This window comes from Pseudomonas sp. WC2401, assembly GCF_041200115.1.
Taxonomy (GTDB): domain Bacteria; phylum Pseudomonadota; class Gammaproteobacteria; order Pseudomonadales; family Pseudomonadaceae; genus Aquipseudomonas; species Aquipseudomonas fragi.
This window is the reverse complement of sequence record NZ_CP165623.1, coordinates 1,080,856-1,106,891: the sequence shown is the minus strand read 5'-3', so window position 1 is coordinate 1,106,891 and position 26,036 is coordinate 1,080,856. Positions and strand designations below refer to the sequence as shown.

Below are 26,036 nucleotides of genomic sequence, written 5' to 3'. Positions count from 1 at the left end.
AAGAGAACACGCCATGTTTGTCCAGATTCTAGGTTCCGCCGCTGGCGGCGGTTTCCCGCAGTGGAACTGCAACTGCGTCAACTGCGCGGGTTTTCGTGATGGTTCGTTAAACGCCAAGGCGCGTACCCAATCGTCGATTGCGATCTCCGACGACGGCGTGAACTGGGTGCTGTGCAACACCTCGCCCGATATCCGTGCGCAACTCCAGGACTTCGCCCCGATGCAACCGGGTCGTGCCCTGCGTGATACCGGGATCAGCGCCATTATCCTGATGGACAGCCAGATCGACCACACCACCGGCCTGCTGAGCCTTCGCGAAGGCTGCCCCCATGATGTGTGGTGCACCGACATGGTCCACGAAGACCTGAGCACCGGCTTCCCGCTGTTCACCATGCTCAAGCACTGGAATGGCGGCCTGAACTGGCACCGCATCGAGCTGGAGGGATCATTCACCATCCCCGCCTGCCCCAACCTGCGCTTCAGCCCGCTGCCCCTGCGCAGTGCGGCACCGCCGTATTCGCCGCACCGCTTCGACCCGCACCCCGGCGACAACATTGGCCTGATCGTCGAAGACCTGCGCACGGGCGGCAAACTGTTCTATGCCCCGGGTTTGGGCAAGGTTGACGCGCCCTTGCTGGAAATCATGGCGGGCAGCGACTGCCTGCTGGTGGACGGCACGATGTGGGACGACGACGAAATGCAGCGTCGGGGCGTGGGCACCCGTACTGGCCGCGAGATGGGCCACCTGGCGCAAAACGGCCCCGGCGGCATGCTCGAAGTGCTTGAGCAATTGCCCCAGCAGCGCAAAGTGCTTATCCACATCAACAACACCAACCCGATCCTCGACGAAGACTCTGCCGAGCGCGCCGAACTGGCACGCCGGGGTGTTGAAGTGGCCTTTGATGGCATGAGTATCGAGTTGTAAACGCTGAATCTGTAGCAGCTGCCGAAGGAACGAGGCTGCGTTCGGCGCCGCAGCCGTCGTAAAGCCAGGCACCTTGTTGTGTCAGGTAAAACCGGGATATAGGTTTTACGACGGCTTCGCCATCGAACGCAGCCTTCGGCAGCTGCTACAAAGGCATCACATTATTTCCGGAGGCATCTGATGACCCAAGCCCCACTCTCCACCGCCGAATTCGAGGCCGCCCTGCGGGCCAAAGGCGCTTATTACCACATCTACCACCCCTACCAGGTGGCAATGTACGAAGGCCGCGCCACCCGCGAGCAGATTCAGGGCTGGGTCGCCAACCGTTACTACTATCAGGTCAATATTCCGCTTAAAGATGCCGCGATCCTGGCCAACTGCCCTGACCGTGAAGTGCGCCGCGAGTGGATTCAACGCATGATCGACCACGACGGCGCGCCCGGTGAAGACGGCGGTATCGAGGCCTGGCTGCGCCTTGGCCAGGCCGTGGGCCTGGACCCGGACCAGTTGCGCTCCCAGGAGCTGGTCCTGCCCGGCGTTCGTTTTGCCGTGGACGCTTACGTCAACTTCGCCCGCCGCGCCACATGGGAAGAGGCCGCCAGTAGCTCGCTGACCGAGATGTTTGCACCGCAAATCCACCAGTCACGCCTGGACAGCTGGCCCCAGCATTACCCGTGGATCGACCCGGCCGGCTACGAATACTTCCGCACCCGCCTGGGCCAGGCCCGACGCGACGTGGAACACGGGCTGGCAATTACCCTGCAGCACTACACTACTTATGAAGGCCAGCAGCGCATGCTGGAAATCCTCCAGTTCAAACTCGATATCCTGTGGAGCATGCTCGATGCCATGACCATGGCCTACGAACTGGACCGCCCGCCCTATCACAGCGTGACCAGCCAACGTGTCTGGCATAAAGGAATCACCCTATGAGCTTCGATCGCAGCAAAATCCCGACCTGGCGCACCGGCTATCGTTACCAGTACGAGCCCGCGCAAAAAGGCCATGTGCTGCTGTACCCCGAAGGCATGATCAAGCTCAATGACAGCGCAGCCCTGATCGGCGGCCTGATCGACGGCCAGCGCGACGTCGCGGCCATTATTGGCGAACTGGACCAACAGTTCCCCGGCGTACCCGAGCTCGACGCAGACATCGAGCAATTTATGGAGGTCGCTCGTGCAGAGCACTGGATCGAACTTGCCTGACAGCCGTATCCCGCCCAAACCTGAAGTTGGCCTGCCGCTGTGGCTGCTCGCCGAATTGACCTACCGCTGCCCGCTGCAATGCCCCTACTGCTCAAACCCGCTGGACTTCGCCCAGCAGGGCAAAGAACTGAGCACCGAACAGTGGATCAAGGTGTTTCGCGAGGCGCGGGAGATGGGTGCAGCGCAACTGGGTTTCTCCGGTGGCGAGCCGCTGGTGCGCCAGGATCTGGCCGAGTTGATTGGCGAAGCACGCAAGCTGGGCTTCTATACCAACCTGATCACCTCAGGGATAGGCCTGACCGAGCAAAAGATCAGCGACTTCAAGAAAGCCGGGCTGGACCATATCCAGATCAGCTTCCAGGCCAGCGACGAGCAAGTGAACAACCTGCTGGCCGGCTCGAAAAAAGCCTTCGCGCAAAAGCTCGAAATGGCCCGGGCCGTCAAGGCCCACGGCTATCCGATGGTGCTGAACTTCGTCACCCACCGGCACAATATCGACAAGATCGACCGCATCATCGAGCTGTGCATCGCCCTTGAAGCCGACTTTGTCGAGCTAGCTACCTGCCAGTTCTACGGCTGGGCCCAGCTCAACCGTGTCGGCCTGCTGCCAACCAAGGAGCAGCTGGTGCGGGCTGAGCGCATCACCAATGAGTACCGGGCCAAACTTGAGGCTGAAGGCCACCCCTGCAAGCTGATTTTCGTGACCCCGGATTACTACGAAGAACGCCCAAAAGCCTGCATGAACGGCTGGGGCAGTATCTTTTTGACCGTCACACCTGACGGTACGGCCCTGCCGTGTCATGGTGCCCGGCAAATGCCGGTCGAGTTCCCCAATGTGCGCGACCACAGCATGCAGCACATCTGGTATGACTCGTTTGGCTTCAATCGTTTTCGCGGTTATGACTGGATGCCCGAGCCCTGCCGTTCGTGCGACGAGAAAGAAAAGGACTTCGGCGGCTGCCGTTGCCAGGCCTTTATGCTCACCGGGGACGCCAGCAATGCAGACCCGGTGTGCAGTAAATCGCCCCAGCACGACCTGATTCTCAAGGCGCGCGAAGAAGCCGAGCACGCCACTCAGACCATCGAACAATTGGCCTTCCGAAATGAACGAAACTCACGCCTTATCGCCAAAAGCTGAACCCTTCAGCGCTGCACTCGCCGTTGCCGCCGGCGTCGATTTCGCAGAATTGCGGGTCGGTCCACGGGGCCTGTTCTGGAACGAATATCGCCCCCAGGACGCCGCCTCGCGTATCTGGCACTGGCGCGAAGGCCAGGCTCACTGCCTGACACCCGCTGGTTTCAGCGTGCGCAGCCGGGTCTACGAGTATGGCGGTGGCAGTTTTTGCCTGAGCGATGACGCGGTGGTATTCGTCAACGAAGCCGATCAGCAGTTGTACCTGCAACCCCTGGACGGCTCGGCACCACAAGTGCTGACCCAGGGCACTTGCCGTTACGGTGGCGTGCAGTTTGCCAGCGGGCAGGTGCTGGCGGTCGAGGAAACCGGCGATCAACATCGACTGGTCAGCATCGACCTCGACACGCTTGCACGTCAGATCCTGGCCGAAGGTGCCGACTTCTATGGCGCACCGGCACTGAGCCCCGACGGCCAGCGCCTGGCCTGGATTGAATGGAGCCGTCCGCACCAACCGTGGACATCTACCCGCCTGATGCTGGCCGAAGGCCAAACGGCCGGACGCTGGAATACCGCGCAGTGCCTGGCCGGCGATCTTGAAGAGGAGTCGCTGCAACAGCCTCGCTTCGACGCAGATAACCGCCTGCATTGCCTGACCGACCGAGCAGGTTTCTGGCAGCCCTGGGCCGAGTCCGGCGAAGGCCTGGTACCCGCACCCAGCCCGCGCGCCGATCACGCCCCAGCCCCCTGGCAACTGGGCACCACCACCTTTGTGCCGCTTGGCGAACAAGCCTGGCTGGCCAGTTGGACCGAAGACGGCTTCGGTCGCCTGGGCATCCGCACAGCTGACGGCAACCTCGAAGACTTCACCGGTGACTACAGCCACTTTCGCAGCCTGGCACTGGATGAGGCCTTTATCTATTGCATCGCCGCATCACCGATACGCCCTTCAGCCGTGATCCGCATCTGTCGCGCCGACCATAAGGTCGAGGTACTGGCTGGAGGCGTTGCGCCGCTGCCCCCTGAACGTATCAGCCGCCCGAGAACCCTGCGCTATCCCTCTGGCGAGGGCCATGCTCACGGCTTTTTCTACCCGGCGATGAATGGCGAGAAAAAACCGCCACTGCTGGTCTTTATCCACGGTGGTCCGACTTCAGCCTGTTACCCGATGCTCGACCCGCGCATTCAATACTGGACCCAGCGCGGCTTTGCCGTGGCCGACCTCAACTATCGCGGCAGCACCGGCTATGGCCGTGACTATCGTCAGGCCTTGCATCTGAATTGGGGCGTTGCGGATGTCGAAGATGCTTGCGCGGTTGTCAGTTATCTCACCGAGCAAGAACTGATTGCTCCCCGCACTGCGTTTATTCGTGGCGGCAGCGCAGGGGGCTACACCACCTTGTGCGCGCTGGCATTCCATAACGTATTCCGGGCGGGTGCCAGCCTGTACGGAGTCAGCGATCCGATTGCGCTGGCGCGAGCCACCCACAAGTTTGAAGGTGACTATCTGGACTGGTTGATTGGCGACCCGCAGCGCGACGCTGACCGTTATGCGGCGCGCACTCCGTTGCTGTATGCCAACCAGATCAGCGTGCCGGTGATCTTCTTCCAGGGCGAGCTGGACGCCGTAGTGGTGCCGCAACAAACCCGCGACATGCTCCAGGCCCTGCAATACAACGGCATCCCGGCCCAGGCCCATTACTACCCGGACGAACGCCACGGCTTTCGCAAGGCCAGTAACCAGGCCCACGCGCTGGAACAGGAATGGTTGTTTTACAGCGACTTGCTGACAAAGACGCCTTAAAAACTGTGGGAGCGGGCTTGCTCGCGATGCATGCCACGCGGTCCGTCTGGATTAACGCGGTGATGCAATCGCGAGCAAGCCCGCTCCCACATCGCAGCTGATGCCTGTCCCACACAGGCATCTTCCCGACATTACGAACGCTTGGCGATAATCCACACCGCATGCACGATCCCTGGAATATAACCGCACAGGGTCAGCAGAATATTCAGCCAGAAAGCCCCGGCAAAACCCACTTGCATAAACACGCCCAGCGGCGGAAGCAGAATGGCAAAGATGATTTTAATAAGATCCATATGCGCAGCTCCCTGAAAGTGGCGGGCCAGAACCGGCCCTGCTTCTAATCGACTCCAGGCGCAAGCCAAAGGTTCAGCGCAAACTTATCCACAGGCAAAAAAAACGCCCCGTGCCGAAGAAAACAGGCACAGGGCGATGCGTTATACCGCGAGACGGTTCTTAAAATTCGGTGTGAGCGCTGCAGTCAGACGGCAACCCCGCGACGGCACTGCAACTGGGCCGTGCGCACACGGGCAAACGCCCGGGCCAGACGCAGCAGCATTTCATCGATATTGCCTTTGCTCACGCACAGGGCCGGGGTGAAACGCAGGCAGTCAGGCTGTGGCGCACTGATCAGCAAACCCTCATACAAGGCCGCCTTGACCACAGCATCTGCCGAGTTATCCGACAATGTCAGGCCCCAAAGCAGACCCTGGCCGCGCAATTCACCCTGTGCATAACTATTGGCCAGCCGGCCCAAGCCCTCGCGCAGGTGTTGCCCCGCGTCGCGAACCTGCTGCAAAAAGCCTTTTTCCAGCACGGTGTCCAGCACCGCCAACCCCGCGGTACTCATCAGGGCGTTGCCATGATGGGTGCCGCCCAGCTCACCGGGCTCCAGGCAGCAGGCTTTGCCCCGAGCCAGCAGCGCCGCAAGCGGCACACCGCCGCCCAGGCCTTTGCCCAAGGTGATGATATCGGCGCGGATGCCGTAATTCTGCTCTGCCAGCAATGTGCCGCAACGCCCCATGCCGGTCTGGACTTCATCCAGGATCAGCAAAATGCCCAGCTCACGGCACAAACGCTCAACACCCTTGAGGTAGTGTTCGGTCGCCGGAATCACTCCGGCTTCGCTTTGTACCGGCTCCAGCATGATGGCCACGGTCTGCGCATCGACTGCAGCATGCAGCGCCGGCAAATCGTTGAACGGCACATTGATAAAGCCCGGCAACTGCGGCTCGAAGCGGTTATCCGGGGTGGCGCTGCCCGAGGCTGACATCGCGCCAAAGCTTCGACCGTGACAGCTGCGGCTCGCGGTGATAATCCGGTGTGCGCCACCGCGATGCAGCTGGCCCCACTTGCGCGCCAGCTTGATCGCCCCCTCATTGGCCTCGGCCCCGGTGTTGAGCAAGTGCACATGATCGCTACCGGTGCTTTCACACAAGCGCTGCGCCAGGTTCAACATTCCGCGGTTTAAAAAGCCTGCGCCCGGGTTCAGCAAAGATTGCGCCTGCTCGGTCATCGCCTTGACCAGCACTGCCGGGCTGTGGCCCAGGCTGTTGGCAGCACTGCCCTGGGTAAAGTCCAGATACGCCCGGCTGTCGCTGTCCCACATCCACGATCCCTGACCTCGCACAAACACTTGGCTCTCACGCTCAACGCAGGGCATCAGGCAGTCCCGGGAAGGAGGGTTGCCAGCCTTGGATGGCGCAGAATGCGCAGCCATCTCTTCAAGGCTGGGGGAATGGCGACGCAGGTTAAACAGGTTCATGCACGCGGACCTTGTGACCATAAACAGATTTGATTTGCAACTGCCGGCGGTTCTTACAGAAGGTAAACCTCTGATTGGGTTTATTGCCCTGCCTATGTAAAACGCCACTGCCTATCAGCATCTCTGGCTCGATGAGCCTTGTGGAATGCGCGTAGACTAGGCGCCAGCAGGCCGTTGAGCCATTTCGTTTTTTAAGCAATTTCGATAAGTATTACTTATGGATTTCAAGCAACTGCGTTATTTCGTCGCGGTGTATGAAGAAGGCCATGTGGGCCGTGCCGCCGAGCGTCTTTGCATCTCGCAGCCAGCCCTGTCGCAGCAGATCCGCCAGCTCGAACACAACCTCGATGTGAGCCTGTTCGAGCGCAGCAGCAAGCGCCTGCTGCCAACCCTGGCAGCGCATACGCTCTACAACCACGCGCTGCCGCTGCTCGACGGGCTGCAGCGGGCCAAAGAGGCGTTGCACAATTTTCAGGGCCAGGCCCTGCGCACCATCGCCATCGGCGTGTTGCAAACCGTGCATACCAGCCTGGTGCCGCAGATGCTGGAGCGGGTGCGCCAGGCCCAACCCCATTTGGTGGTGCAGATCTACGAGCTCACCGGCATCGAGATCGAACGGCGCCTGCTCAATGGTTCGCTCGACATTGGCATCAGCTACCTGCCGCCACGCCAGCCCGGGCTGCACGGCATGCTGCTGTATGAAGACGAACTGCAACTGGTAATCCCGGCAGATCATCCACTGCGCGAATTCAAGAAGGTGTCTGTAAGCCAGGCGGCAGAGCTGCCGATGCTGCTACTGGGAGAAGAGTTTCAGGTACGCCAGATCTGGCAAACCCAGCTCGCCAACCTGGGGCGGCGCCCGCAGGTACAAGCCGAACTGAACACCATGGCGGGGATTCTCGACAGCCTGCCCCACAGCAAGCTGGCCACCGTATTGCCTGGGCGCTCGCGCCATCAGCACGACGACAAGGCACTGCTGTGGAAGCCGCTGAGCGAGCCCCGTGTGCCGCTGAAGGTGGGGTTGGTGTGCCGCGATGTGCAGCGTCAGCAAGCCACTTTGGGGCTGTTGCGCACCTTGCTTGAGGATGTGATGCAGAGCGATGAAGGGGCGTTGTAGCTGACCACCTTGTGGGAGCGGGCTTGCTCGCGATTCAGGCGACGCGGAGCTTCAGGCACACCGTGGTGATGCGATCGCGGGCAAGCCCGCTCCCACAGGAGCTGGGAAATCGAGAAAATTCTGACGCACAAAAAAGAAAACCCCGCCGAGGCGGGGTTTTGCAGACTGTTTCCCTGACATCCTTTTCACTCCGCCATCCTGGCAGAATCCTACGTGTCCGTGTTGTTGCTTTGAGCTTCCTGCTCTACGTCCATGGAAAGTAGATTACCCCTGGATCCAATCTGCCGATATGGGAGATTGTCAGCATGTAATGTAAGCAAATGCTTACAAAACACTAAACAGGTTAAAAGTGTGCTTCGTCCAGCAGGTAAAGCGACTCGCTACCCGCCTTGACCGAAGCGCTCAGCGAGTGGATACGCGGCAGCAAACGGGCGAAATAGAAGCGTGCCGTGCCCAGTTTGCTGGCATAGAAGGCTTCATCGGCCTCTTTGCCCAACGCGGCCCTGGCCATCAACGCCCACATGTACGCATACGTTGTGTAACCAAAAACCTGCAGGTACTCGACAGAGGCAGCACCGATCTCGTTCGGGTTGTTTTGCGAGCGGTCCAGTACCCAGGCTGTCAACTGGTCAAGTGTGTCCAAAGCTGCAGCCAGTGGCTGGGTAAACTCGTTCAGATCACTGCTGGCCCCGGCAATGAACTGACGAATCTCGTCGGCGAACTGACGGTAGTAAGCACCCTGGTTGCCCACGATCTTGCGCCCCACCAGATCCAGCGCCTGGATACCGTTGGTGCCTTCGTAGATTTGTGTGATGCGCACATCGCGTACCAGTTGTTCCTGGCCCCACTCGCGAATGTAGCCATGGCCACCAAACACTTGCTGGCCATGCACGGTGGTTTCCAGGCCCAGGTCGGTGAGGAAGGCTTTGGCCACCGGGGTCAGCAAGGCCACCAGGCCATCAGCGCGCTCGCGGGCGGCGGGGTCTTCACTGAACTTGGCAATATCCAGCTGGTTGGCAACGTAAGTCGAAAACGCCCGACCGCCTTCGTTCGAGGCTTTCATGGTCAGCAACATGCGCCGCACATCGGCGTGGACGATGATCGGATCGGCCACTTTATCCTTGGCCACCGCGCCGGTTGCTGCGCGCCCCTGCAGGCGGTCGCGGGCATATTCCACGGCGTTCTGGTACGAACGCTCGCCCGAAGCCAGGCCCTGAATGCCAACCCCAAGACGCTCGTAGTTCATCATGGTGAACATCGCGGCCAGGCCACGGTTGGGCTCGCCTACCAGGTAGCCAACTGCCTCGTCGAAATTCATCACGCAGGTGGCCGAGGCCTGGATACCCATCTTGTGTTCAATGGAGCCGCAAGTCACCGGGTTGCGCTCGCCCAGGCTGCCATCGGCATTGACCATGAACTTGGGCACCAGAAACAGCGAAATACCTTTCGGCCCCGCAGGTGCATCCGGCAGTTTGGCCAGTACCAGATGGATGATGTTCTCGGTCAGGTCGTGTTCACCACCGGTGATGAAGATTTTGGTGCCACTGACTTTGTAGGAACCATCTACCTGAGGCTCGGCTTTTGTCCGAATAATCCCCAGATCAGTACCGGCATGGGGCTCGGTCAAACACATGGAGCCAGCCCACACACCCGAGTACATGTTCGGCAAATAGGTGGCTTTCAGTTCGTCGCTGGCGTGGGCGTTGATCGATACACAGGCCCCGGCAGTCAGCATCGGGTACAGGCCAAACGACAGGCTGGAGGAGTTGATCATCTCTTCGACCTGCGCCGATACGGCCTTGGGCATGCCCATACCGCCGAACTGCGGGTCGCCGCCTACACCGACCCAGCCGCCTTCGGCGTAGGTGCGATAGGCATCGACAAAACCGGCCGGGGTGGTCACTGCGCCATTGTCCCAGTGGCAGCCTTCCTCATCACCACTGCGGCTCAGCGGCGCGATGCTTTTGGCCGTGACCTTGCCCGCTTCTTCAAGAATGGCTTCAACCGTTTCAGCATCGACGGTCTCTGCCAACGCAGGCAATTGCGCCCAAAGTGTAGCGACCTCGAAGACTTCATTGAGGACGAAGCGCATATCGCGCAGGGGCGCTTTGTAGTCAGCCATGGCAAACCTCGTAATCTGTAAACGGCGTTTAGTGTGGGACCCAGTCTAGCTTAACGACGATAGCGATACATAGGGTCATCGCGTGACCAAAGATACAAATTAGGTCACTGTGATTTTTTTGTGGGAGCGGGCTTGCCCGCGATTCAGGCGATGCGGTGTTCCAGGAAGACCGTGGTGATGCCATCGCGAGCAAGCCCGCTCCCACATGTGGCCAATCCAAAAAAAAGCCGCTTCCCCAAAGGAGAAGCGGCTTTGCAAGATGACCCGCCGAGGCTTAGTAGCCCAGGTCGAAGTCTTCTTCTTTCATGTCCATCAGGTTGGCAGCGCCCGACAGCATGGTGGCAACGTGCGCGCGGGTGCGCGGCAGGATGCGCTGGAAGTAGAAGCGTGCCGTTTGCAGCTTGGCTTTGTAGAACGCTTCTTCAGACGTGCCTTCTGCCAGCTTTTCAGCGGCCAGGCGCGCCATGTCAGCCCAGAAGTAAGCCAGGCAGGCATAACCGGAATACATCAGGTAATCGACCGAAGCCGCACCCACTTCTTCACGGTCTTTCATGGCGGCCATACCGACCTTCATGGTCAACTCGCCCCATTCCTTGTTCAGTGCTGCCAGTGGCGTGACGAACTCGTTCAGGGTTTCGTTGCCTTCGTTGCTCTGGCAGAACTTGTGCACGATCTTGGTAAAGCCCTTGAGCGCTTCGCCTTGAGTCATCAGCACTTTACGGCCCAGCAGGTCGAGTGCCTGGATACCGGTGGTGCCTTCGTACAGCATCGAAATGCGGCTGTCGCGAACGTTCTGCTCCATGCCCCACTCGGCGATAAAACCGTGACCGCCGTAGATTTGCACGCCGTGGTTGGCGGACTCAAAACCGACTTCGGTCATAAAGGCCTTGGCGATCGGAGTCATGAAGGCCAGCAGTGCGTCGGCTTTCTTCTTCTCTTCTTCATCAACGCCGTATTTGACGATGTCGACTTGCTTGGCAGTGAAGTACACCATCGCACGGTTGCCTTCGGCGAATGCCTTGGTGGTCAACAGCATGCGACGTACGTCCGGGTGAACGATGATCGGGTCAGCCGCCTTTTCAGGGGCTTTTGGGCCGGTCAGCGAACGCATTTGCAGACGGTCACGGGCGTATTTCAGGCCGCCCTGGAAGGCGATTTCAGCGTGGGACAAGCCCTGCAGCGCGGTACCCAGACGTGCGGTGTTCATAAAGGTGAACATGCAGTTCAGGCCTTTGTTCGGCGGGCCGATCAGGAAACCGGTGGCACCGTCGAAGTTCATCACGCAGGTGGCGTTACCGTGGATGCCCATTTTGTGCTCTAGCGAGCCACAGGACACGGCGTTGCGCTCACCGATGCTGCCATCGGCGTTGGCCTTGAACTTGGGCACGATAAACAGAGAAATGCCTTTGGTGCCAGCCGGTGCATCCGGCAGGCGAGCCAGCACGATATGCACGATGTTGTCGGCCATGTCGTGTTCACCGGCCGAGATAAAGATCTTGGTGCCGGAAATCTTGTACGAACCGTCAGCCTGGGGTTCAGCCTTGGTGCGCAGCAGGCCCAGGTCGGTACCGCAGTGCGATTCGGTCAGGCACATGGTGCCGGTCCATTCGCCGGTCACCAGCTTGGTCAGGTAGGTCTCTTGCTGCTCGGGGGTGCCGTGCTCGGAGATGGTGTTCATCGCACCATGGGACAGGCCCGGGTACATGCCCCACGACCAGTTGGCCGCACCGACCATTTCGCTTACCGCCAGACCCAGAGATTCCGGCAGGCCCTGGCCACCGTGCTCCACGTCGTGAGCCAGGCTTGGCCAGCCGCCTTCAACGAATTGTTTGTAGGCTTCTTTAAAACCAGTCGGAGTTTTAACCCCGGACTCGCTCCAGGTGCAGCCTTCAATGTCACCCACACGGTTCAGAGGTGCCAGCACCTGCTCACAAAACTTGGCGCCTTCTTCAAGAATGGCGTCAACCATATCTGGAGTGGCGTCCTGGCAAGCCGGCAGGCTCTGATAGTGCGCTTCGTAACCGAGCAGTTCGTCACGAACGAAGCGAATATCACGCAAGGGGGCCTTGTAGTCAGGCATAGCGATAAACCTCTGCTGATGAAACCGGGGATGAACAACCGCGTGGATTTGTTATGGCGGTCAAACAGGTGTTTGAAACATACGTTTACGCCTATTTATTGTCAAGCAGCGCGAAGCGTCCGTTCGTCTTGGGTCGGATTTTTTCTGATAGGGGAAGGGGTGATGGGTGGGAGCGGGCTTGCTCGCGATAAAGGCGGCGCGGACAGTCAGGTAGACCATCGCGAGCAAGCCCGCTCCCACAGGTTTTAGCCGTGTCTCAGTCCAGCAAATCCAGTTGCAGGTATTGCGCCACGGACTGTGCCGACGCCGATTTAAGTTTTGGCACCCGCCCCAGGCAGGGTGCAGGCAAGCGCTCGGCCAGGGTGGCGAGGTTTTCTTCCAGGCGCGAGGTTTTCGGGCCGATGATATTGGCCACCCAACCCGCCAGTTGCAGGCCGTCACGGGCAATCGCCTCGGCCGTGAGCAGGGCATGGCTGATACAGCCCAGGCGCACGCCCACCACCAGAATCACCGGCAAATCCAGCGCCTGGGCCAGATCCGACAAGCTGTCTTGCCCCGATAACGGCACGCGCCAGCCGCCAGCGCCTTCAATCAGGGTGAAGTCGGCTTGTTTACTCAGGATGTGCTGCATCGGCCCCAACAGCGAGCGCACCGTCAGCACCACCCCGGCTTCGCGCGCGGCAATATGCGGGGCAATGGCCGGTTCAAATGCCACCGGGTTGACCTCGTCATAACTCAACCTGATCGAGCTTTCGGCCATCAAGGCCAGTGCATCGGCATTGCGCAGCCCCTGCGGGGTGACCTCACAGCCCGAGGCCACCGGCTTGCCTGCCGCCGTGCTCAAGCCGGCCGCGCGGGCGGCATATAAAAAGCCCGCAGCTACTGTGGTTTTGCCTACATCGGTATCCGTACCGGTGATGAAGTACGCAGGGTTCATCGCGTTTTCTCCAGAATGCCGTAGACCACCTGATAGGTCGCCGGTAGCCCGAGCGGCTGACGATACGCTTCATAGGCAGCCACCAGCCCCTGAATCCGCGCCCTGCCCGTCAGCCCTTCGGGCCGCCCGGGGTTAAGGTTGTGCGCACCCAGTGCCTTGAGCTCATGGGTCAGTTGGCGAACCTGCGGGTAGTGCAGCACATGGGGCTGATTGTGCAAGCTGAGCACCTGCAAGCCGCTGTCGGCACACAGTTGCTGATAGGCGTGGAACTCACGGAAGCGATTGACATGCACCTGACCGTCCACGGCCTGCCAGCTGTCTCGCAGCTCATGCAAGGTGCCCACGCACAGGCTGGCAAATGCCAGCACACCGCCAGGCTTGAGCACCCGCCGGGCCTCGCTGAGCACCCCACGAAAATCCGCACACCATTGCAGCGCCAGGCTGGAGAAAATCACATCGCAGCTGTTCGATTGCAGCGGCAGGCTTTCGGCATCCCCGGCAATAAAATGCTGCGCTCCGCCCAAGGGCCGGGCATACGCCAGCATGCCCTGGGCAATATCCAGCGCCAGCCCCTGGCTGTGGGCATAACGCTGGCCCAGCTCACGGCTGAAATACCCGGTGCCGCTGCCCAGGTCCAGCCAGCGCTGCGGGTTCAGGTGCTGGGGCAGGCGGGCCAGCAACTCATGGCCGACCGCCCGTTGCAGCTCGGCGACGCTGTCATAACTGGCGGCCGCCCGGGAAAACGAGACCGCCACCTGACGCTTGTCCGGCAAACCGGCTGCCAGCAGCGCAATACTCAAATCATTCATCGCCCGACTCGTGTAAAAAAGCCTGGATTGCCGCCGCCAGCTCGTGGGGGGCCTCCAGTAAAAAAGCATGACAGGCCTGTTCAATCAGACCCACTTCGACATCGGGTAACAGCGCCAGCACATCGCTCGCCGCCTGCACCGGCACCAGGGCATCTAGCCCCGCGAACAGGTGCAATTGCGGCCCGTTGAAACGCTGCAAGGCTGCCCGCGTATCCAGCTTGCCCAGCAGTTCAAGGCCGGCCAGCAGGGTATCGGGTTGGGCTTTTGGCGCGCCGCCCAGCAGCAACCCGGCCATTGCCCGGGCTTCGGCCGAGCCCTGGCTGCACAGCAGGCAAAAGCGTTTCAGGGTGGTGTTGGGAGCATCGCGAAAACCGCTCAGGAACGGTTCGAATGTGGATACCGGCATGGCGCTTGGCCAGTCCTCGCGGCTGACAAAGCTCGGGTTGCTGGCCAGGGTCACCAGCCCGCAGCAGCGATCGCCGCGGCGCGCAGCCAGCTCGCTGGCGAGCATCCCGCCCAGCGACCAGCCGCCCAGCCAGATGTTGTCGGGCAAGGTGGCGTCGAGTTCGTCGAGCCAGTCGTCAAGGTCGGCGGACAACAGCACCGGCAACGGTTCGATTTCAACCCGCAGGTGCTCGTCCAGCCCACGCAATGCCACGGCCAGCGGTTCCAGAGGTGACACCCCCAGGCCCCAGCCCGGCAGCAAAACCAAGCGATCACGCATGATCGGCCTCCAACGTGCGCCAACAGTCATCAAGTGCTGTTAACAATAGCTGCACCTGTGCTTCTGTGTGGGCCGCCGACAGGGTCACGCGCAGCCGGGCGCTGCCCGCGGGCACCGTGGGCGGGCGGATTGCGGTCACCAACAGGCCGCGCTCGCGCAACATCTGCGACAGACGAATGGCCTGGCCACTGTCACCGATCATGATCGGCTGGATCGGCGTGAAGCTGTCCATCAACTGCAGGCCGATCTGTTCGGCACCCCGGCGAAATTGCCCGATCAGGCTGTTGAGGTGCTCGCGGCGCCAATGCTCGGTGCGCAACAGCTCAAGGCTTTTGAGCGTTGCACAGGCCAATGCCGGAGGCTGGCTGGTGGTGTAGATATAAGGCCGGGCGAACTGGATCAGGCTTTCAATCAGCTCTTCGCTGCCCGCCACAAAAGCGCCGCTGGTACCAAAGGCCTTGCCCAGCGTGCCCACCAGCACCGGCACATCGTCCATGCCCAGGCCGAAGTGCTCGGCAATCCCGCCGCCAGTGGCGCCCAGCGGGCCAAAGCCGTGGGCATCGTCGACCATCAGCCAGGCCCCTTTGGCCTTAGTTTCACGGGCCAGCGCGGGCAGATCGGCAAGATCACCGTCCATGCTGAATACGCCATCGGTGACCACCAGCGTACTGCCGCTGGCCTTCTCCAGGCGCTTGGCCAGGCTGGTTGCATCGTTGTGCAAATAGCGGTTGAAGCGCGCCCCGCTGAGCAAGCCGGCATCCAGCAGGGAGGCATGGTTGAGACGGTCTTCGAGCACCGTATCACCCTGCCCCACCAGCGCGGTGACGGCGCCCATATTGGCCATGTAACCGTTGCTGAACAGCAGCGCCCGCGGGCGACCGGTGAACTCGGCCAGGGCTTCTTCCAGTGCGTGATGGGGGGTGCTGTGGCCAATGACCAGGTGTGATGCACCGCCGCCCACCCCCCAGTGCGACGCACCGGCCTGCCAGGCTTCGATCACCTGCGGGTGGTTGGCCAGGCCGAGATAGTCGTTATTGCAGAAAGCGAGCAGAGGCTGGCCATCGACCAGCACCTGCGGGCCTTGCGGGCTTTGCAGCAAGGGCCGCTGGCGGTAAAGATTTTCGGCACGGCGAACGGCCAGGCGGGCGTTTAGATCAAATGACATGCTGGCTATAATCCCTTGTAGCCGCTGCCGCAGGCTGCGATGGGCAGCGAAGCGGCCCCGGCTTCGGTATTGAAAGCGAAGGTCCTGCGGACCTTATCGCAGCCTGCGGCAGCGACTACAGGTCTACGCGGTGGTTAAACCACCGCGTTATAGAACTGCTCGCTGGACTTCTGATCCCGCAGTGCATGCTCGATCACCGCCTGATGCACCTCGTCGGCGTGGTCTTCACGTTCTTCCGGCAGGATGCCCAGACGACTGAACAGCTGCATGTCCTTGTCCGCCTGCGGGTTGGCGGTAGTGAGCAGTTTGTCACCATAGAAAATCGAGTTGGCCCCGGCAAAAAACGCCAGCGCCTGCATTTGCTCGTTCATTGCCTCACGACCTGCCGACAGGCGCACATGGCTCAAAGGCATCATGATTCGCGCTACCGCCAGCATGCGGATGAAATCAAACGGGTCGATGTCTTCGGCGTTTTCCATCGGCGTACCGGCCACTTTCACCAACATGTTGATCGGCACCGATTCCGGGTGCTCGGGCAGGTTGGCCAGCTGGATCAGCAGATTGGCGCGATCGTCCAGCGACTCGCCCATGCCCAGGATGCCACCGGAGCAGATTTTCATCCCGCTATCGCGCACATAGCTCAGGGTTTGCAGGCGCTCGCTGTAAGTACGGGTGGTGATGATGCTGGTGTAAAACTCAGGGGAGGTGTCGAGGTTGTGGTTGTAGTAATCGAGGCCGGCGTGGGCCAGCGCGGCGGTTTGCTCCTGATCGAGCTTGCCCAGGGTCATGCAGGTTTCAAGGCCCATGGCCTTCACGCCTTTGACCATTTCCAGCACATAGGGCATGTCTTTGGCCGACGGATGCTTCCAGGCCGCACCCATGCAAAACCGGGTGGCACCGATGGCCTTGGCCCGCTGGGCTTCTTCAAGCACCTTCTGCACCTGCATCAGCTTCTCTTTGGCCAGGCCGGTGTTGTAGTGACCCGACTGCGGACAATATTTGCAATCTTCCGGGCAAGCACCGGTCTTGATCGACAGCAGCGTCGAAACCTGGACCCGGTTGGCGTTGAAATGCCTGCGGTGAACGGTCTGCGCCTCGAAAAGCAGGTCGTTGAACGGCTGGGTGAACATCGCCCGGACTTCGGCTAATGACCAATCATGTCGCAAGTTGGCAAGGCTGCTGGCGCTCATCGGCGTTTCTCTTGTTTATGCTTTGACTAGAACCTGAGGGCGGATCCTCAGGCACGGCACGGATGTCGGCATGTTTAAGGATGTGACATGAACTGTCAACCACAATGGATAAAGCGGGTTTACAACTGGTTATTATCTGATCAATCGTGTTTGTTGTGCGACCTGCGCGCCGACACCGGGCTGGCCCTGTGCGTGGCCTGCGAGCTGGAACTGCCCTGGCTGGGTGACTGCTGCCAGCGCTGCGCTTTGCCGTTGCCGATGGCGGGGTTGATGTGCGGCCATTGCATCAGGCAGCCGCCCGCCTTTGCGCGGGTGCATGCACCCTGGGTATATGGTTTCCCTATAGACAGCCTGATCGTGCGCTTCAAGCACCACAGTAAATGGCCTTATGGCCGGCTTTTAGCCGAAATTCTTGGCCAATCGCTGCTTGATGACTTCAATTCGGGAGAGCCACGACCGGCCTTCCTGTTGCCAGTCCCCCTGTCCCGCAAGCGCTTGCGTGAGCGTGGGTACAACCAGGCAGGCATGCTGGGGGACTGGCTCGGCAAGCAACTGAGTATCCCCTGCCAGCCGCACTGGCTGCTGCGTACCCTGGACACCGCCGCGCAACAGGATCTGGACGCCAAAACCCGCAAACGCAACTTGCGCCACGCCTTTCGCCTTGCATCCGGGGTGCAGGTGCATGGCTTGCACCTGGCCCTGATCGATGATGTGCTGACCACCGGCGCCACGGCACAAAGCCTGGCACTCCTGCTACTCAAGGCCGGGGCACGACGGGTTGATGTGTATTGCCTGGCACGCACACCAAAACCCGACGGGCTTGCTTGACGCCACCCCGCGCAGCAGGCACTTTTCGGGCACGCCCCGCTTTGCGAACCTGCCTTCATGCACCTGCCTGCCCTGCTTGCCCAACATATCGTCCGCCGCCCGCAACGTATCGCCCTGTTGCAACACATCGCCGAACAAGGCTCGATCACCGCCGCCGCCAAAAGCGCAGGCATCAGCTACAAGGCAGCGTGGGATGCCATCGACGAGCTGAACAACCTGGCGCAAACCCCCTTGGTGGAGCGCAGCATCGGCGGCAAGGGCGGAGGTGGCGCCCGGTTGTCCGTGGCAGGCTTGCGGGTGTTGCGCCTTTATCAGCGCTTGCAAGCAATACAGGCCCAGGTCCTGGACGCTGCCGAAGACGCCCGGGATCTCGACCTGCTGGGCCGCCTGATGATGCGCACCAGCGCCCGCAACCAATTGCACGGCAGCGTTGTGGCCATTCACCCTCATGGCCACAACGACCTGATCGAACTTGAGTTGCCCGGCGGCCTGAGCCTTCGCGCGCAAATTACCCGCGACAGCACCCAGCGCCTGGAACTGGCCATCGGCAGCCCGGCGGTGGCGTTGATCAAAGCGGGATGGCTGCAACTGATCGACGCCACCCAGCCGCCCGGCCCGGAATACAACCACCTGCACGGGCACATCGAACAGATCCTGCACACCGAAGACGGCCCCAGCGAAGTGCGCATCAACCTGCCCGGTGGCCAGACCCTGTGTGCGCTGAGCGAACCGCAACACCTTGAAACACTTGGTCTGAGCGTGGGCAGCGCGGCGCAAGTGCAGTTCGCGCCGTCGCTGGTGTTGCTGGGGACAGCGCTCTAGTCCGGCCCCTCACCCCAACCCTCTCCCTTTGGGAGAGGGCTAGGGTGAGGGGCTTTTCAAACAAACACTGAAACATCCCTGTCATACCCGCTGCTTATGGTGTCTGCCAAAACCGTCAGAGCCGAGCCAGCCATGAGCCTATTAGAAGAACATCAACCCACCGACCTTGAGCAGATGGTTGGCCTCAGCCGACGTGGCTTTATCAGCGCTGGCGCCTTGTGCGGCGCAGCGATGTTCCTCGGCGGCGGCCTGCTCGGGCGCAGCGCACTGGCGGCGGGTGTCAGCGCTGCCAACAGTAACTTGCTGGGCTTTGACAGCATCAACGCAGCCACCACCGACACCATCAGCCTGCCACCTGGCTACCGCGCTTCGGTTCTCATCAGCTGGGGCCAGCCGCTGCAAGCCGCAGGCCCGGCGTTCGACCCGGCCGGCAACGGCACGGCCAGCGAGCAGGAAGTGCAATTTGGCGACAACAACGACGGCATGAGCCTGTTCGCCTTCCCCGATGACCCCAACCGGGCCCTGATGGCAATCAACAACGAATACACCAACTATCGCTACCTCTACCCCCACGGGGGCACGCCGGCCAGCGCCGAAGAAGTGCGCAAGGCCCAGGCCTCGGAAGGCGTGTCGGTGATTGAGATTCAGCGCAAGGGCAATGGCTGGCAGTTTGTCCAGGGCTCGCCTTTCAACCGCCGCATTCACGGCAACACCCCTATCCGACTCAGTGGCCCTGCTGCTGGCCACGAACTGCTGCGCACCCAGGCCGACGCCACGGGCACCCACGCCCTGGGCACATTCCAGAACTGCGCCAACGGCAAAACGCCATGGGGCACCTACCTGACGTGCGAGGAAAACTTCACGGACTGCTTTGGCAGCTCTGATCCCAAGCAGGCCTTCGACGCTGCGCAAAAACGCTACGGTGCCGTAGCTGCCAGCAAAGACATCAACTGGCACCAGCACGACCCGCGTTTCGACCTGGCACTCAACCCCAACGAGCTCAACCGCCACGGCTGGGTGGTGGAAATCGACCCGTTCGACCCGCTTTCCACGCCCGTCAAACGCACCGCCCTGGGCCGCTTCAAACACGAAAATGCCGCACTTGCCGAAACCGGCGACGGCCGTGCCGTGGTCTACATGGGCGACGATGAGCGTGGCGAGTTCATCTATAAATTCATCAGCCGCGACAGGATCGACCACCAGAACCCCAAGGCCAACCGCGACCTGCTCGACCACGGCACGCTTTATGTGGCGCGCTTTGACGGTGGTGACAGCAACCCCGATCGCCCCAAGGGCCACGGCCAGTGGGTTGAACTGAGCCACGGCAAAAACGGCGTCGATGCGACCAAGGGTTTTGCCAATCAGGCCGAAGTGTTGATTCATGCTCGCATGGCAGCCAGCGCCGTCGAGGCCACACGCATGGACCGCCCGGAGTGGATTGTGGTCAGCCCCAAGGACGGCCAGGTCTATTGCACCCTGACCAACAACGTCAAACGCGGCGAAGACGGTCAGCCGGTGGGCGGGCCCAACCCGCGCGAGAAAAACGTCTACGGGCAAATCCTGCGCTGGAACGCCCACAAGGGTGATCACGGCGCGGACACCTTCGACTGGGACCTTTTCGTCGTCGCCGGCAACCCGGTCGTTCACGGCCAGCAGGCCAAGGGCGGTTCGGCCAACATCACCGCGCAGAACATGTTCAACAGCCCCGATGGACTGGGTTTTGACGCCGCCGGGCGCCTGTGGATCCTGACCGACGGTGATGTCAGCAACGCGGGCGACTTCGCTGGCATGGGCAATAACCAGATGCTCTGCGCCGACCCGGCCAGCGGTGAGATCCGCCGCTTCATGGTCGGGCCGATTGGCTGTGAAGTCACCGGTATCAGCTTCTCGCCCGACCACAAGACCCTGTTCGTGGGCATTCAACACCCCGGCGAAAATGGCGGTTCCACCTTCCCCGAGCACCTGCCCAACGGCAAACCGCGCTCCTCGGTCATGGCCATCAGCCGTGAAGACGGTGGCATCGTCGGCGCCTGACGCCCGCTCCCACACAGGATTAAGTCGCCTTCCAGGTCCCGGTCTGCGTTAACATGCATGGCCGGACGCGGCAGCCTGCTGCGCGCAGGAGTCAGCATGTCTCATCCGTTTGCAACACTTACCCCAGATCTGGTGCTCGACGCCGTCGAAAGCATCGGTTTCCTGAGCGATGCCCGCGTGCTGGCGCTCAACAGCTACGAAAACCGTGTGTACCAGGTCGGCATAGAAGACTCGCAGCCGCTGATCGCCAAGTTCTATCGCCCTCAGCGCTGGACCAACGAAGCGATCCTCGAAGAGCACCGCTTCACCTTCGAACTGGCCGAATGCGACGTCCCGGTTGTGGCGCCGATGATTCACAACGGCCAAAGCCTATTCGAACACCAGGGTTTCCGCTTTACCCTGTTCCCGCGCCGGGGTGGCCGGGCGCCAGAACCGGGCAACCTCGACCAGTTGTATCGTCTCGGGCAACTGCTGGGCCGCCTGCATGCCGTGGGTGCGACCAAACCGTTCGAACACCGTGAAGCGCTGGGGGTGAAAAATTTCGGTCACGACTCGCTGACCACCCTGCTTGAAGGCAACTTCATACCGCGCAGCCTGCTCCCGGCCTACGAGTCCGTCGCCCGCGACCTGCTCAAGCGGGTTGAAGACGTCTACGCCGCCACCCCGCACACCAATATCCGCATGCATGGCGATTGCCACCCCGGCAACATGATGTGCCGCGACGAAGTGTTCCATATCGTCGACCTCGATGATTGCCGCATGGGCCCTGCGGTGCAGGACTTGTGGATGATGCTGGCCGGTGACCGTCAGGAATGTCTGGGGCAGTTGTCGGAACTGATGGACGGCTACAGCGAGTTCCATGACTTCAACCCCCGCGAACTGGCGCTGATCGAACCGCTGCGCGCTTTGCGCCTGATGCATTACAGCGCCTGGCTGGCCCGGCGCTGGGACGACCCGGCGTTCCCCCACAGCTTCCCGTGGTTTGGCAGCGAGCGTTACTGGGGCGACCAGATCCTGGCGTTGCGCGAACAGCTGTCGGCACTCAATGAAGAGCCGCTGAAGCTGTTCTGACCCCATCTATGTGGCTCTTGTGGGAGCGGGCTTGCTCGCGATCGGGTCGAATGCGGTTTAACTGACAGACCGCAGCGCCTGCATCGCGAGCAGCCCGCTCCCACAGAAAAACCGGGGCCGCTGCTGGTGCAAAAAAACATGTCCGCCTTGCAGATCTCCTGCACGACACGCCTGCAAAACCTGCTTACACTCTTGGCTTCTTCCGTGTCTGTTAGTTGCCTGAGCAAGGATTCTGCATGCAAGCCGCCAACCCGCGTCGCGGGTATATTTTAGGCCTCACGGCCTATGTCATCTGGGGTATTTTCCCGCTCTACTTCAAACTGCTGGCCAGTGTTCCGGCCGCCGAGATCATCGTTAACCGGGTGCTCTGGTCGGCCTTGTTCGGCTCACTGTTGCTGCTGGTGTGGAAGCACCCCGGCTGGTGGCAGGAGCTGCGCGACAACCCCAAACGCCTTGGCGTGCTGACCCTCAGCGGCCTGCTGATTGCCGCCAACTGGCTGACCTACGTGTGGGCGGTCAACAACGACCGCATGGTAGAAGCCAGCCTGGGCTACTACATCAACCCGCTGGTCAACGTGCTGCTCGGCATGTTGCTGCTGGGCGAGCGCCTGCGTCGCCTGCAGTGGATTGCCGTAGGCCTGGCCGCTGCCGGTGTGGCCCAGCAAGTGTGGCAAGTGGGCAGCCTGCCGTGGGTGTCGTTGGTACTGGCACTGACCTTCGGCTTTTACGGGCTGATCCGCAAACAGGCGCCGGTCAAGGCGCTGCCGGGGCTGGTGGTCGAAACCTGGATTCTGGTGCCCGTGGCTATTGGCTGGTTGCTGCTGCACCCCGAGGCCAACAGTGCTCATGTTGATTTCTGGAGCACCTCAGAAGCCTGGTTGCTGGTACTGGCCGGGCCGGCCACGCTGATTCCCCTGGTCAGTTTCAACGCCGCCGCACGGCATCTGCCCTACACCACCCTGGGCTTTATGCAGTACATCGCGCCGACGCTGGTATTGATGCTGGCGGTGTGGGTGTATGGCGAGCACTTGTCCGAAAGTACCTTGATCGCCTTTGCATTTATCTGGGCCGGGCTGGTGGTGTACAGCCTCGATGCCTGGTTCAGCATGCGCCAGCGCGGTTGAAGCTTACTCCTCGGTACTGAACTTGAGGTCCACCAGCAGTTCGTCGGCCAGGGTTTCCAGGCGCTTTTGCAACACATCCAGGGACAGGGTCAGGGGCACGGCCAGAATCGCCTCGGCATGAAACAGAGGCTCGTTGCTCATGGGCGCGGGCCGAACATCGGTCACCAGCCGCTCCAGGCTCACCCCCTGCTCCGTCAGCACCCGGGTAATGTCGCGCACAATACCCGGGCGGTCATTGCCCACCAGCTCCATTGCAATGGGCTTCCAGGTGCAGGACTGCTCGATGCCGCTCTCGGCAATCAATACCCGAATCCCTTCCTTGCCCAGGCGCTGCAACGCGTCCACCAGCTCATCGTGGGCTTCAGCGGGCACACCCACACGCAGGATCCCGGCAAATTGCCCGGCCATGCGCGACATGCGGCTCTCCAGCCAGTTACCACCATGCTCGGCGATGCACTGGGCAATACGCTCAACCTGCCCGGCCTTGTCCTGGGCAAACACCGTAATCACAAGATGGTTCATGGCGGGGGCTCTCTTATTAGGGGGTCGAATGAGTATAGGCAACACCCTCCTTTGTGGGAGCGGGCTTGCTCGCGATAGTCTCGCCACGGTTAGCCTGACAGACCACGTCGCCCGAATCGCGAGCAAGCCCGCTCCCACAGAAGCCATTGCAAATCACAAATTGTGTACTGTTTTTAGAATTATCTGGAACAACCTGCCCGTTTCTTGAGAACATCATGTTCTTGCGTGTGACCGTTAGCGTAAAAACGGTCGCAGAACGACGTGATCAGTCTGATTTTCACATCTGCAATTGATCATGTAGTATGCCTCGGCAACCACTACATAATTTGCAACATGGTCTGCCAAGGCGTCTGCAATCCCCGTACAAACCCGCTCTGGCGGTGTTTTGAGAAGCGCTCCAGGCTTTAAATAAAAATGAGTGAGGCAAGCAATGACTGAACACGTTCACGTCGGTGGCCTGCAGGTCGCCAAAGTCCTGTTCGACTTCGTCAACAACGAAGCTATCCCCGGTACCGGCCTCACCGCCGATCAGTTCTGGGCCGGTGCCGACAAGGTCATCAATGACCTGGCACCCAAGAACAAAGCACTGCTCGCCAAACGCGATGATTTGCAGGCGCGCATCGACGCCTGGCACCAGGCCCAGGCCGGCAAGGCCCATGACGCCGTGGCTTATAAGGCCTTCCTCCAGGACATCGGGTATCTGCAGCCAGAAGCGGCAGATTTCCAGGCAACGACGCAAAACGTCGATGACGAAATCGCCCGCATGGCCGGCCCGCAGCTGGTGGTGCCGGTGATGAATGCGCGCTTTGCCCTCAATGCTTCGAACGCCCGTTGGGGCTCGCTCTACGACGCGCTGTATGGCACCGATGCCATCAGCGAAGCCGACGGCGCCGAAAAGGGCAAAGGCTACAACAAGGTTCGCGGCGACAAGGTCATTGCCTTCGCCCGCGCCTTCCTCGACGAGGCCGCGCCCCTGACCGGTGCCTCGCATACTGATGCCACCGGCTACGCCATCGTCGGCGGTGCCCTGCAGGTAACCCTCAAGGGCGGCGCCAGCAGCGGCCTGCGTGACACCGCACAGCTGATCGGTTACCACGGTTCGGCCGCAGCGCCGACGGCTGTGCTGCTCAAGCACAACGGCCTGCACTTCGAAATCCAGATCGACGCCTCCAGCCCTGTCGGCCAGACCGATGCCGCCGGGGTCAAGGACGTGCTGATGGAAGCCGCCCTGACCACCATCATGGACTGCGAAGACTCGGTTGCCGCCGTCGATGCCGATGACAAGGTGGTGATCTACCGCAACTGGCTAGGCCTGATGAAAGGCGACCTCAGCGAGCAAGTGTCCAAGGGCGGCACGACCTTCACCCGCACCATGAACCCGGACCGCGAGTACACCGCACCCAACGGCGGCACCGTCAGCCTGCATGGCCGTTCACTGCTGTTCGTGCGCAACGTGGGTCACCTGATGACCATCGACGCGATCCTCGACAAAGACGGCAACGAAGTGCCTGAAGGCATCCTCGACGGCCTGCTCACCAGCCTGGCGGCGATCCACAGCCTCAACGGCAAGGCCACGCGCAGCAACAGCCGCACCGGCTCGGTGTACATCGTCAAGCCGAAGATGCACGGTGCTGAAGAGGCCGCGTTCACCAACGAGCTGTTCGGCCGCATCGAAGACGTGCTCAAGCTGCCACGCAATACGCTCAAAGTCGGGATCATGGACGAAGAGCGCCGCACCACGGTCAACCTCAAGGCCTGTATCAAGGCCGCCAGCGAGCGCGTGGTGTTTATCAACACCGGCTTCCTGGACCGCACTGGCGACGAAATTCACACCTCGATGGAAGCCGGCCCGGTAGTACGCAAGGCCGACATGAAAGCCCAGAAGTGGATTTCGGCCTACGAAAACAACAACGTCGATGTCGGCTTGAGCACTGGCCTGCAAGGTCGTGCGCAAATCGGTAAAGGCATGTGGGCCATGCCCGACCTGATGGCCGCCATGCTGGAGCAGAAAATCGCCCACCCGCTGGCCGGCGCCAACACTGCCTGGGTGCCGTCGCCGACCGCCGCCGCCCTGCACGCACTGCATTACCACAAGGTTGACGTATTCGCCCGTCAGGCCGAACTGGCCAAGCGCGCACCGGCCTCGGTGGACGATATCCTGACCATCCCCCTGGCGGTGAACCCGCAGTGGACTCCGGAACAGATCCAGAACGAACTGGACAACAACTCCCAGGGCATCCTGGGCTACGTTGTGCGCTGGATCGACCAGGGCGTGGGTTGTTCGAAGGTGCCGGACATCAATGACATCGGCCTGATGGAAGACCGTGCCACGCTGCGTATTTCCAGCCAGCACATCGCAAACTGGCTGCGTCATGGCATCGTCAATGAAGACCAGGTCATGGCAAGCCTCAAGCGCATGGCACCGGTGGTTGACCGCCAGAACGCCAACGATGCGCAGTACCGCCCGCTGGCACCGAACTTCGACAGCAACATCGCCTTCCAGGCGGCAGTCGAACTGGTGATCGAAGGCACCAAGCAGCCTAACGGCTATACCGAGCCGGTACTGCACCGTCGTCGTCGCGAGTTCAAGGCCAAAAACGGCCTGTAACCCGCAGCAATAAAAAAGCCCCGAATATTCGGGGCTTTTTTATGCCTGCAGGAAC

General features: G+C 61.0%; 22 protein-coding genes. 12 read left to right on the top strand and 10 right to left on the bottom strand.

What is annotated here, in order from left to right; translation table 11 throughout:
• The first annotated feature begins 13 nt into the window (after positions 1–13).
• From pqqB to AB3G35_RS04960, 5 genes are all read left to right on the top strand, one after another.
• Complete coding sequence (pqqB, locus tag AB3G35_RS04980) at positions 14–925, top strand: pyrroloquinoline quinone biosynthesis protein PqqB (RefSeq protein WP_086795700.1); 912 nt, start codon at positions 14–16, stop codon at positions 923–925.
• Positions 926–1,105: 180 nt separating this feature from the next.
• The gene (gene pqqC, locus AB3G35_RS04975; RefSeq protein WP_016782463.1) at positions 1,106–1,858 is read left to right on the top strand and encodes a pyrroloquinoline-quinone synthase PqqC; all 753 of its coding nucleotides are present in this window, start codon (positions 1,106–1,108) and stop codon (positions 1,856–1,858) included.
• Entirely contained in the window at positions 1,855–2,130 is a 276-nt protein-coding gene (gene pqqD / locus AB3G35_RS04970) for a pyrroloquinoline quinone biosynthesis peptide chaperone PqqD (protein ID WP_369782356.1), read from the top strand. Before pqqC ends, pqqD begins: the two co-directional genes overlap by 4 nt.
• Complete coding sequence (gene pqqE, locus AB3G35_RS04965) at positions 2,123–3,268, top strand: pyrroloquinoline quinone biosynthesis protein PqqE (protein ID WP_186349587.1); 1,146 nt, start codon at positions 2,123–2,125, stop codon at positions 3,266–3,268. Before pqqD ends, pqqE begins: the two co-directional genes overlap by 8 nt.
• Positions 3,234–5,066, top strand: coding sequence for a S9 family peptidase (locus AB3G35_RS04960; protein WP_095040585.1), 1,833 nt, complete (start codon positions 3,234–3,236; stop codon positions 5,064–5,066). Before pqqE ends, AB3G35_RS04960 begins: the two co-directional genes overlap by 35 nt.
• A gap of 131 nt (positions 5,067–5,197) precedes the next feature.
• Here AB3G35_RS04960 and AB3G35_RS04955 read toward each other — a convergent pair whose 3' ends face one another.
• Positions 5,198–5,359: a YqaE/Pmp3 family membrane protein gene (locus tag AB3G35_RS04955; RefSeq protein ID WP_016782466.1), complete on the bottom strand. Its 162-nt coding sequence runs from the start codon at positions 5,357–5,359 to the stop codon at positions 5,198–5,200.
• Positions 5,360–5,544: 185 nt separating this feature from the next.
• The gene (locus AB3G35_RS04950; protein WP_340079305.1) at positions 5,545–6,828 is read right to left on the bottom strand and encodes an aminotransferase class III-fold pyridoxal phosphate-dependent enzyme; all 1,284 of its coding nucleotides are present in this window, start codon (positions 6,826–6,828) and stop codon (positions 5,545–5,547) included.
• A gap of 217 nt (positions 6,829–7,045) precedes the next feature.
• Between AB3G35_RS04950 and AB3G35_RS04945 the strand changes: the two genes are divergently transcribed.
• Entirely contained in the window at positions 7,046–7,945 is a 900-nt protein-coding gene (locus tag AB3G35_RS04945; RefSeq protein ID WP_016782468.1) for a LysR family transcriptional regulator, read from the top strand.
• Positions 7,946–8,288: 343 nt separating this feature from the next.
• On the opposite strand, the gene AB3G35_RS04940 is transcribed toward AB3G35_RS04945, so the two are convergent.
• The 7 genes from AB3G35_RS04940 to bioB form a co-directional block, all read right to left on the bottom strand.
• The gene (locus AB3G35_RS04940) at positions 8,289–10,067 is read right to left on the bottom strand and encodes an acyl-CoA dehydrogenase C-terminal domain-containing protein (protein WP_086795696.1); all 1,779 of its coding nucleotides are present in this window, start codon (positions 10,065–10,067) and stop codon (positions 8,289–8,291) included.
• A gap of 274 nt (positions 10,068–10,341) precedes the next feature.
• Positions 10,342–12,147 (bottom strand): phenylacyl-CoA dehydrogenase, encoded by a 1,806-nt coding sequence (locus tag AB3G35_RS04935; RefSeq protein WP_016782470.1) that lies wholly within the window; start codon positions 12,145–12,147, stop codon positions 10,342–10,344.
• 256 nt (positions 12,148–12,403) lie between these two features.
• Positions 12,404–13,084 carry a dethiobiotin synthase gene (gene bioD, locus AB3G35_RS04930; protein WP_016782471.1) on the bottom strand — a complete coding sequence of 227 codons (681 nt, stop codon included), beginning with the start codon at positions 13,082–13,084 and terminating at the stop codon, positions 12,404–12,406.
• The gene (gene bioC / locus AB3G35_RS04925; RefSeq protein WP_106115588.1) at positions 13,081–13,893 is read right to left on the bottom strand and encodes a malonyl-ACP O-methyltransferase BioC; all 813 of its coding nucleotides are present in this window, start codon (positions 13,891–13,893) and stop codon (positions 13,081–13,083) included. Before bioC ends, bioD begins: the two co-directional genes overlap by 4 nt.
• Positions 13,886–14,617 (bottom strand): alpha/beta fold hydrolase, encoded by a 732-nt coding sequence (locus AB3G35_RS04920; RefSeq protein ID WP_016782473.1) that lies wholly within the window; start codon positions 14,615–14,617, stop codon positions 13,886–13,888. Before AB3G35_RS04920 ends, bioC begins: the two co-directional genes overlap by 8 nt.
• On the bottom strand, positions 14,610–15,782 hold the full coding sequence (gene bioF / locus AB3G35_RS04915) for an 8-amino-7-oxononanoate synthase (protein ID WP_369782355.1): 1,173 nt from the start codon (positions 15,780–15,782) through the stop codon (positions 14,610–14,612). The genes AB3G35_RS04920 and bioF overlap by 8 nt, the downstream gene beginning before the upstream one ends.
• Positions 15,783–15,916: 134 nt before the next feature.
• The gene (gene bioB / locus AB3G35_RS04910; protein WP_016782475.1) at positions 15,917–16,972 is read right to left on the bottom strand and encodes a biotin synthase BioB; all 1,056 of its coding nucleotides are present in this window, start codon (positions 16,970–16,972) and stop codon (positions 15,917–15,919) included.
• An 87-nt stretch (positions 16,973–17,059) separates the two neighbouring features.
• Between bioB and AB3G35_RS04905 the strand changes: the two genes are divergently transcribed.
• The 5 genes from AB3G35_RS04905 to rarD all read left to right on the top strand — a co-directional run bounded on the left by AB3G35_RS04905 (position 17,060) and on the right by rarD (position 22,851).
• A complete protein-coding gene (locus AB3G35_RS04905; protein WP_369782354.1) occupies positions 17,060–17,800 on the top strand; it encodes a ComF family protein in 741 nt (246 codons plus the stop codon).
• A 57-nt stretch (positions 17,801–17,857) separates the two neighbouring features.
• Positions 17,858–18,622, top strand: coding sequence for a TOBE domain-containing protein (locus AB3G35_RS04900; protein WP_106115590.1), 765 nt, complete (start codon positions 17,858–17,860; stop codon positions 18,620–18,622).
• Between the two features lie 132 nt (positions 18,623–18,754).
• On the top strand, positions 18,755–20,656 hold the full coding sequence (locus AB3G35_RS04895) for a PhoX family phosphatase (protein ID WP_106115704.1): 1,902 nt from the start codon (positions 18,755–18,757) through the stop codon (positions 20,654–20,656).
• Between the two features lie 96 nt (positions 20,657–20,752).
• Positions 20,753–21,727 (top strand): serine/threonine protein kinase, encoded by a 975-nt coding sequence (locus AB3G35_RS04890; protein WP_016782479.1) that lies wholly within the window; start codon positions 20,753–20,755, stop codon positions 21,725–21,727.
• 236 nt (positions 21,728–21,963) lie between these two features.
• Positions 21,964–22,851: an EamA family transporter RarD gene (gene rarD, locus AB3G35_RS04885; protein WP_088378799.1), complete on the top strand. Its 888-nt coding sequence runs from the start codon at positions 21,964–21,966 to the stop codon at positions 22,849–22,851.
• Positions 22,852–22,854: 3 nt separating this feature from the next.
• On the opposite strand, the gene AB3G35_RS04880 is transcribed toward rarD, so the two are convergent.
• On the bottom strand, positions 22,855–23,373 hold the full coding sequence (locus AB3G35_RS04880) for a glycine cleavage system protein R (protein ID WP_016782481.1): 519 nt from the start codon (positions 23,371–23,373) through the stop codon (positions 22,855–22,857).
• A gap of 430 nt (positions 23,374–23,803) precedes the next feature.
• On the opposite strand from AB3G35_RS04880, the gene AB3G35_RS04875 reads away from it, so the two are divergent.
• A complete protein-coding gene (locus AB3G35_RS04875; RefSeq protein WP_016782482.1) occupies positions 23,804–25,981 on the top strand; it encodes a malate synthase G in 2,178 nt (725 codons plus the stop codon).
• Positions 25,982–26,036: the final 55 nt, after the last annotated feature.

Coding starts and splice junctions, on each gene's coding strand:
- pqqC (WP_016782463.1), top strand. CDS start 1,106: ATGACCCAAGCCCCACTCTCCACCGCCGAATTCGAGGCCGCCCTGCGG.
- AB3G35_RS04875 (WP_016782482.1), top strand. CDS start 23,804: ATGACTGAACACGTTCACGTCGGTGGCCTGCAGGTCGCCAAAGTCCTG.
- AB3G35_RS04955 (WP_016782466.1), bottom strand. CDS start 5,359: ATGGATCTTATTAAAATCATCTTTGCCATTCTGCTTCCGCCGCTGGGC.
- AB3G35_RS04935 (WP_016782470.1), bottom strand. CDS start 12,147: ATGCCTGACTACAAGGCCCCCTTGCGTGATATTCGCTTCGTTCGTGAC.
- AB3G35_RS04880 (WP_016782481.1), bottom strand. CDS start 23,373: ATGAACCATCTTGTGATTACGGTGTTTGCCCAGGACAAGGCCGGGCAG.
- AB3G35_RS04960 (WP_095040585.1), top strand. CDS start 3,234: ATGAACGAAACTCACGCCTTATCGCCAAAAGCTGAACCCTTCAGCGCT.
- AB3G35_RS04920 (WP_016782473.1), bottom strand. CDS start 14,617: ATGCGTGATCGCTTGGTTTTGCTGCCGGGCTGGGGCCTGGGGGTGTCA.
- bioD (WP_016782471.1), bottom strand. CDS start 13,084: ATGAACCCTGCGTACTTCATCACCGGTACGGATACCGATGTAGGCAAA.
- AB3G35_RS04890 (WP_016782479.1), top strand. CDS start 20,753: ATGTCTCATCCGTTTGCAACACTTACCCCAGATCTGGTGCTCGACGCC.
- bioF (WP_369782355.1), bottom strand. CDS start 15,782: ATGTCATTTGATCTAAACGCCCGCCTGGCCGTTCGCCGTGCCGAAAAT.
- rarD (WP_088378799.1), top strand. CDS start 21,964: ATGCAAGCCGCCAACCCGCGTCGCGGGTATATTTTAGGCCTCACGGCC.
- AB3G35_RS04895 (WP_106115704.1), top strand. CDS start 18,755: ATGAGCCTATTAGAAGAACATCAACCCACCGACCTTGAGCAGATGGTT.
- AB3G35_RS04900 (WP_106115590.1), top strand. CDS start 17,858: ATGCACCTGCCTGCCCTGCTTGCCCAACATATCGTCCGCCGCCCGCAA.
- AB3G35_RS04950 (WP_340079305.1), bottom strand. CDS start 6,828: ATGAACCTGTTTAACCTGCGTCGCCATTCCCCCAGCCTTGAAGAGATG.
- pqqB (WP_086795700.1), top strand. CDS start 14: ATGTTTGTCCAGATTCTAGGTTCCGCCGCTGGCGGCGGTTTCCCGCAG.
- pqqD (WP_369782356.1), top strand. CDS start 1,855: ATGAGCTTCGATCGCAGCAAAATCCCGACCTGGCGCACCGGCTATCGT.
- AB3G35_RS04945 (WP_016782468.1), top strand. CDS start 7,046: ATGGATTTCAAGCAACTGCGTTATTTCGTCGCGGTGTATGAAGAAGGC.
- bioC (WP_106115588.1), bottom strand. CDS start 13,893: ATGAATGATTTGAGTATTGCGCTGCTGGCAGCCGGTTTGCCGGACAAG.
- AB3G35_RS04905 (WP_369782354.1), top strand. CDS start 17,060: ATGAACTGTCAACCACAATGGATAAAGCGGGTTTACAACTGGTTATTA.
- AB3G35_RS04940 (WP_086795696.1), bottom strand. CDS start 10,067: ATGGCTGACTACAAAGCGCCCCTGCGCGATATGCGCTTCGTCCTCAAT.
- bioB (WP_016782475.1), bottom strand. CDS start 16,972: ATGAGCGCCAGCAGCCTTGCCAACTTGCGACATGATTGGTCATTAGCC.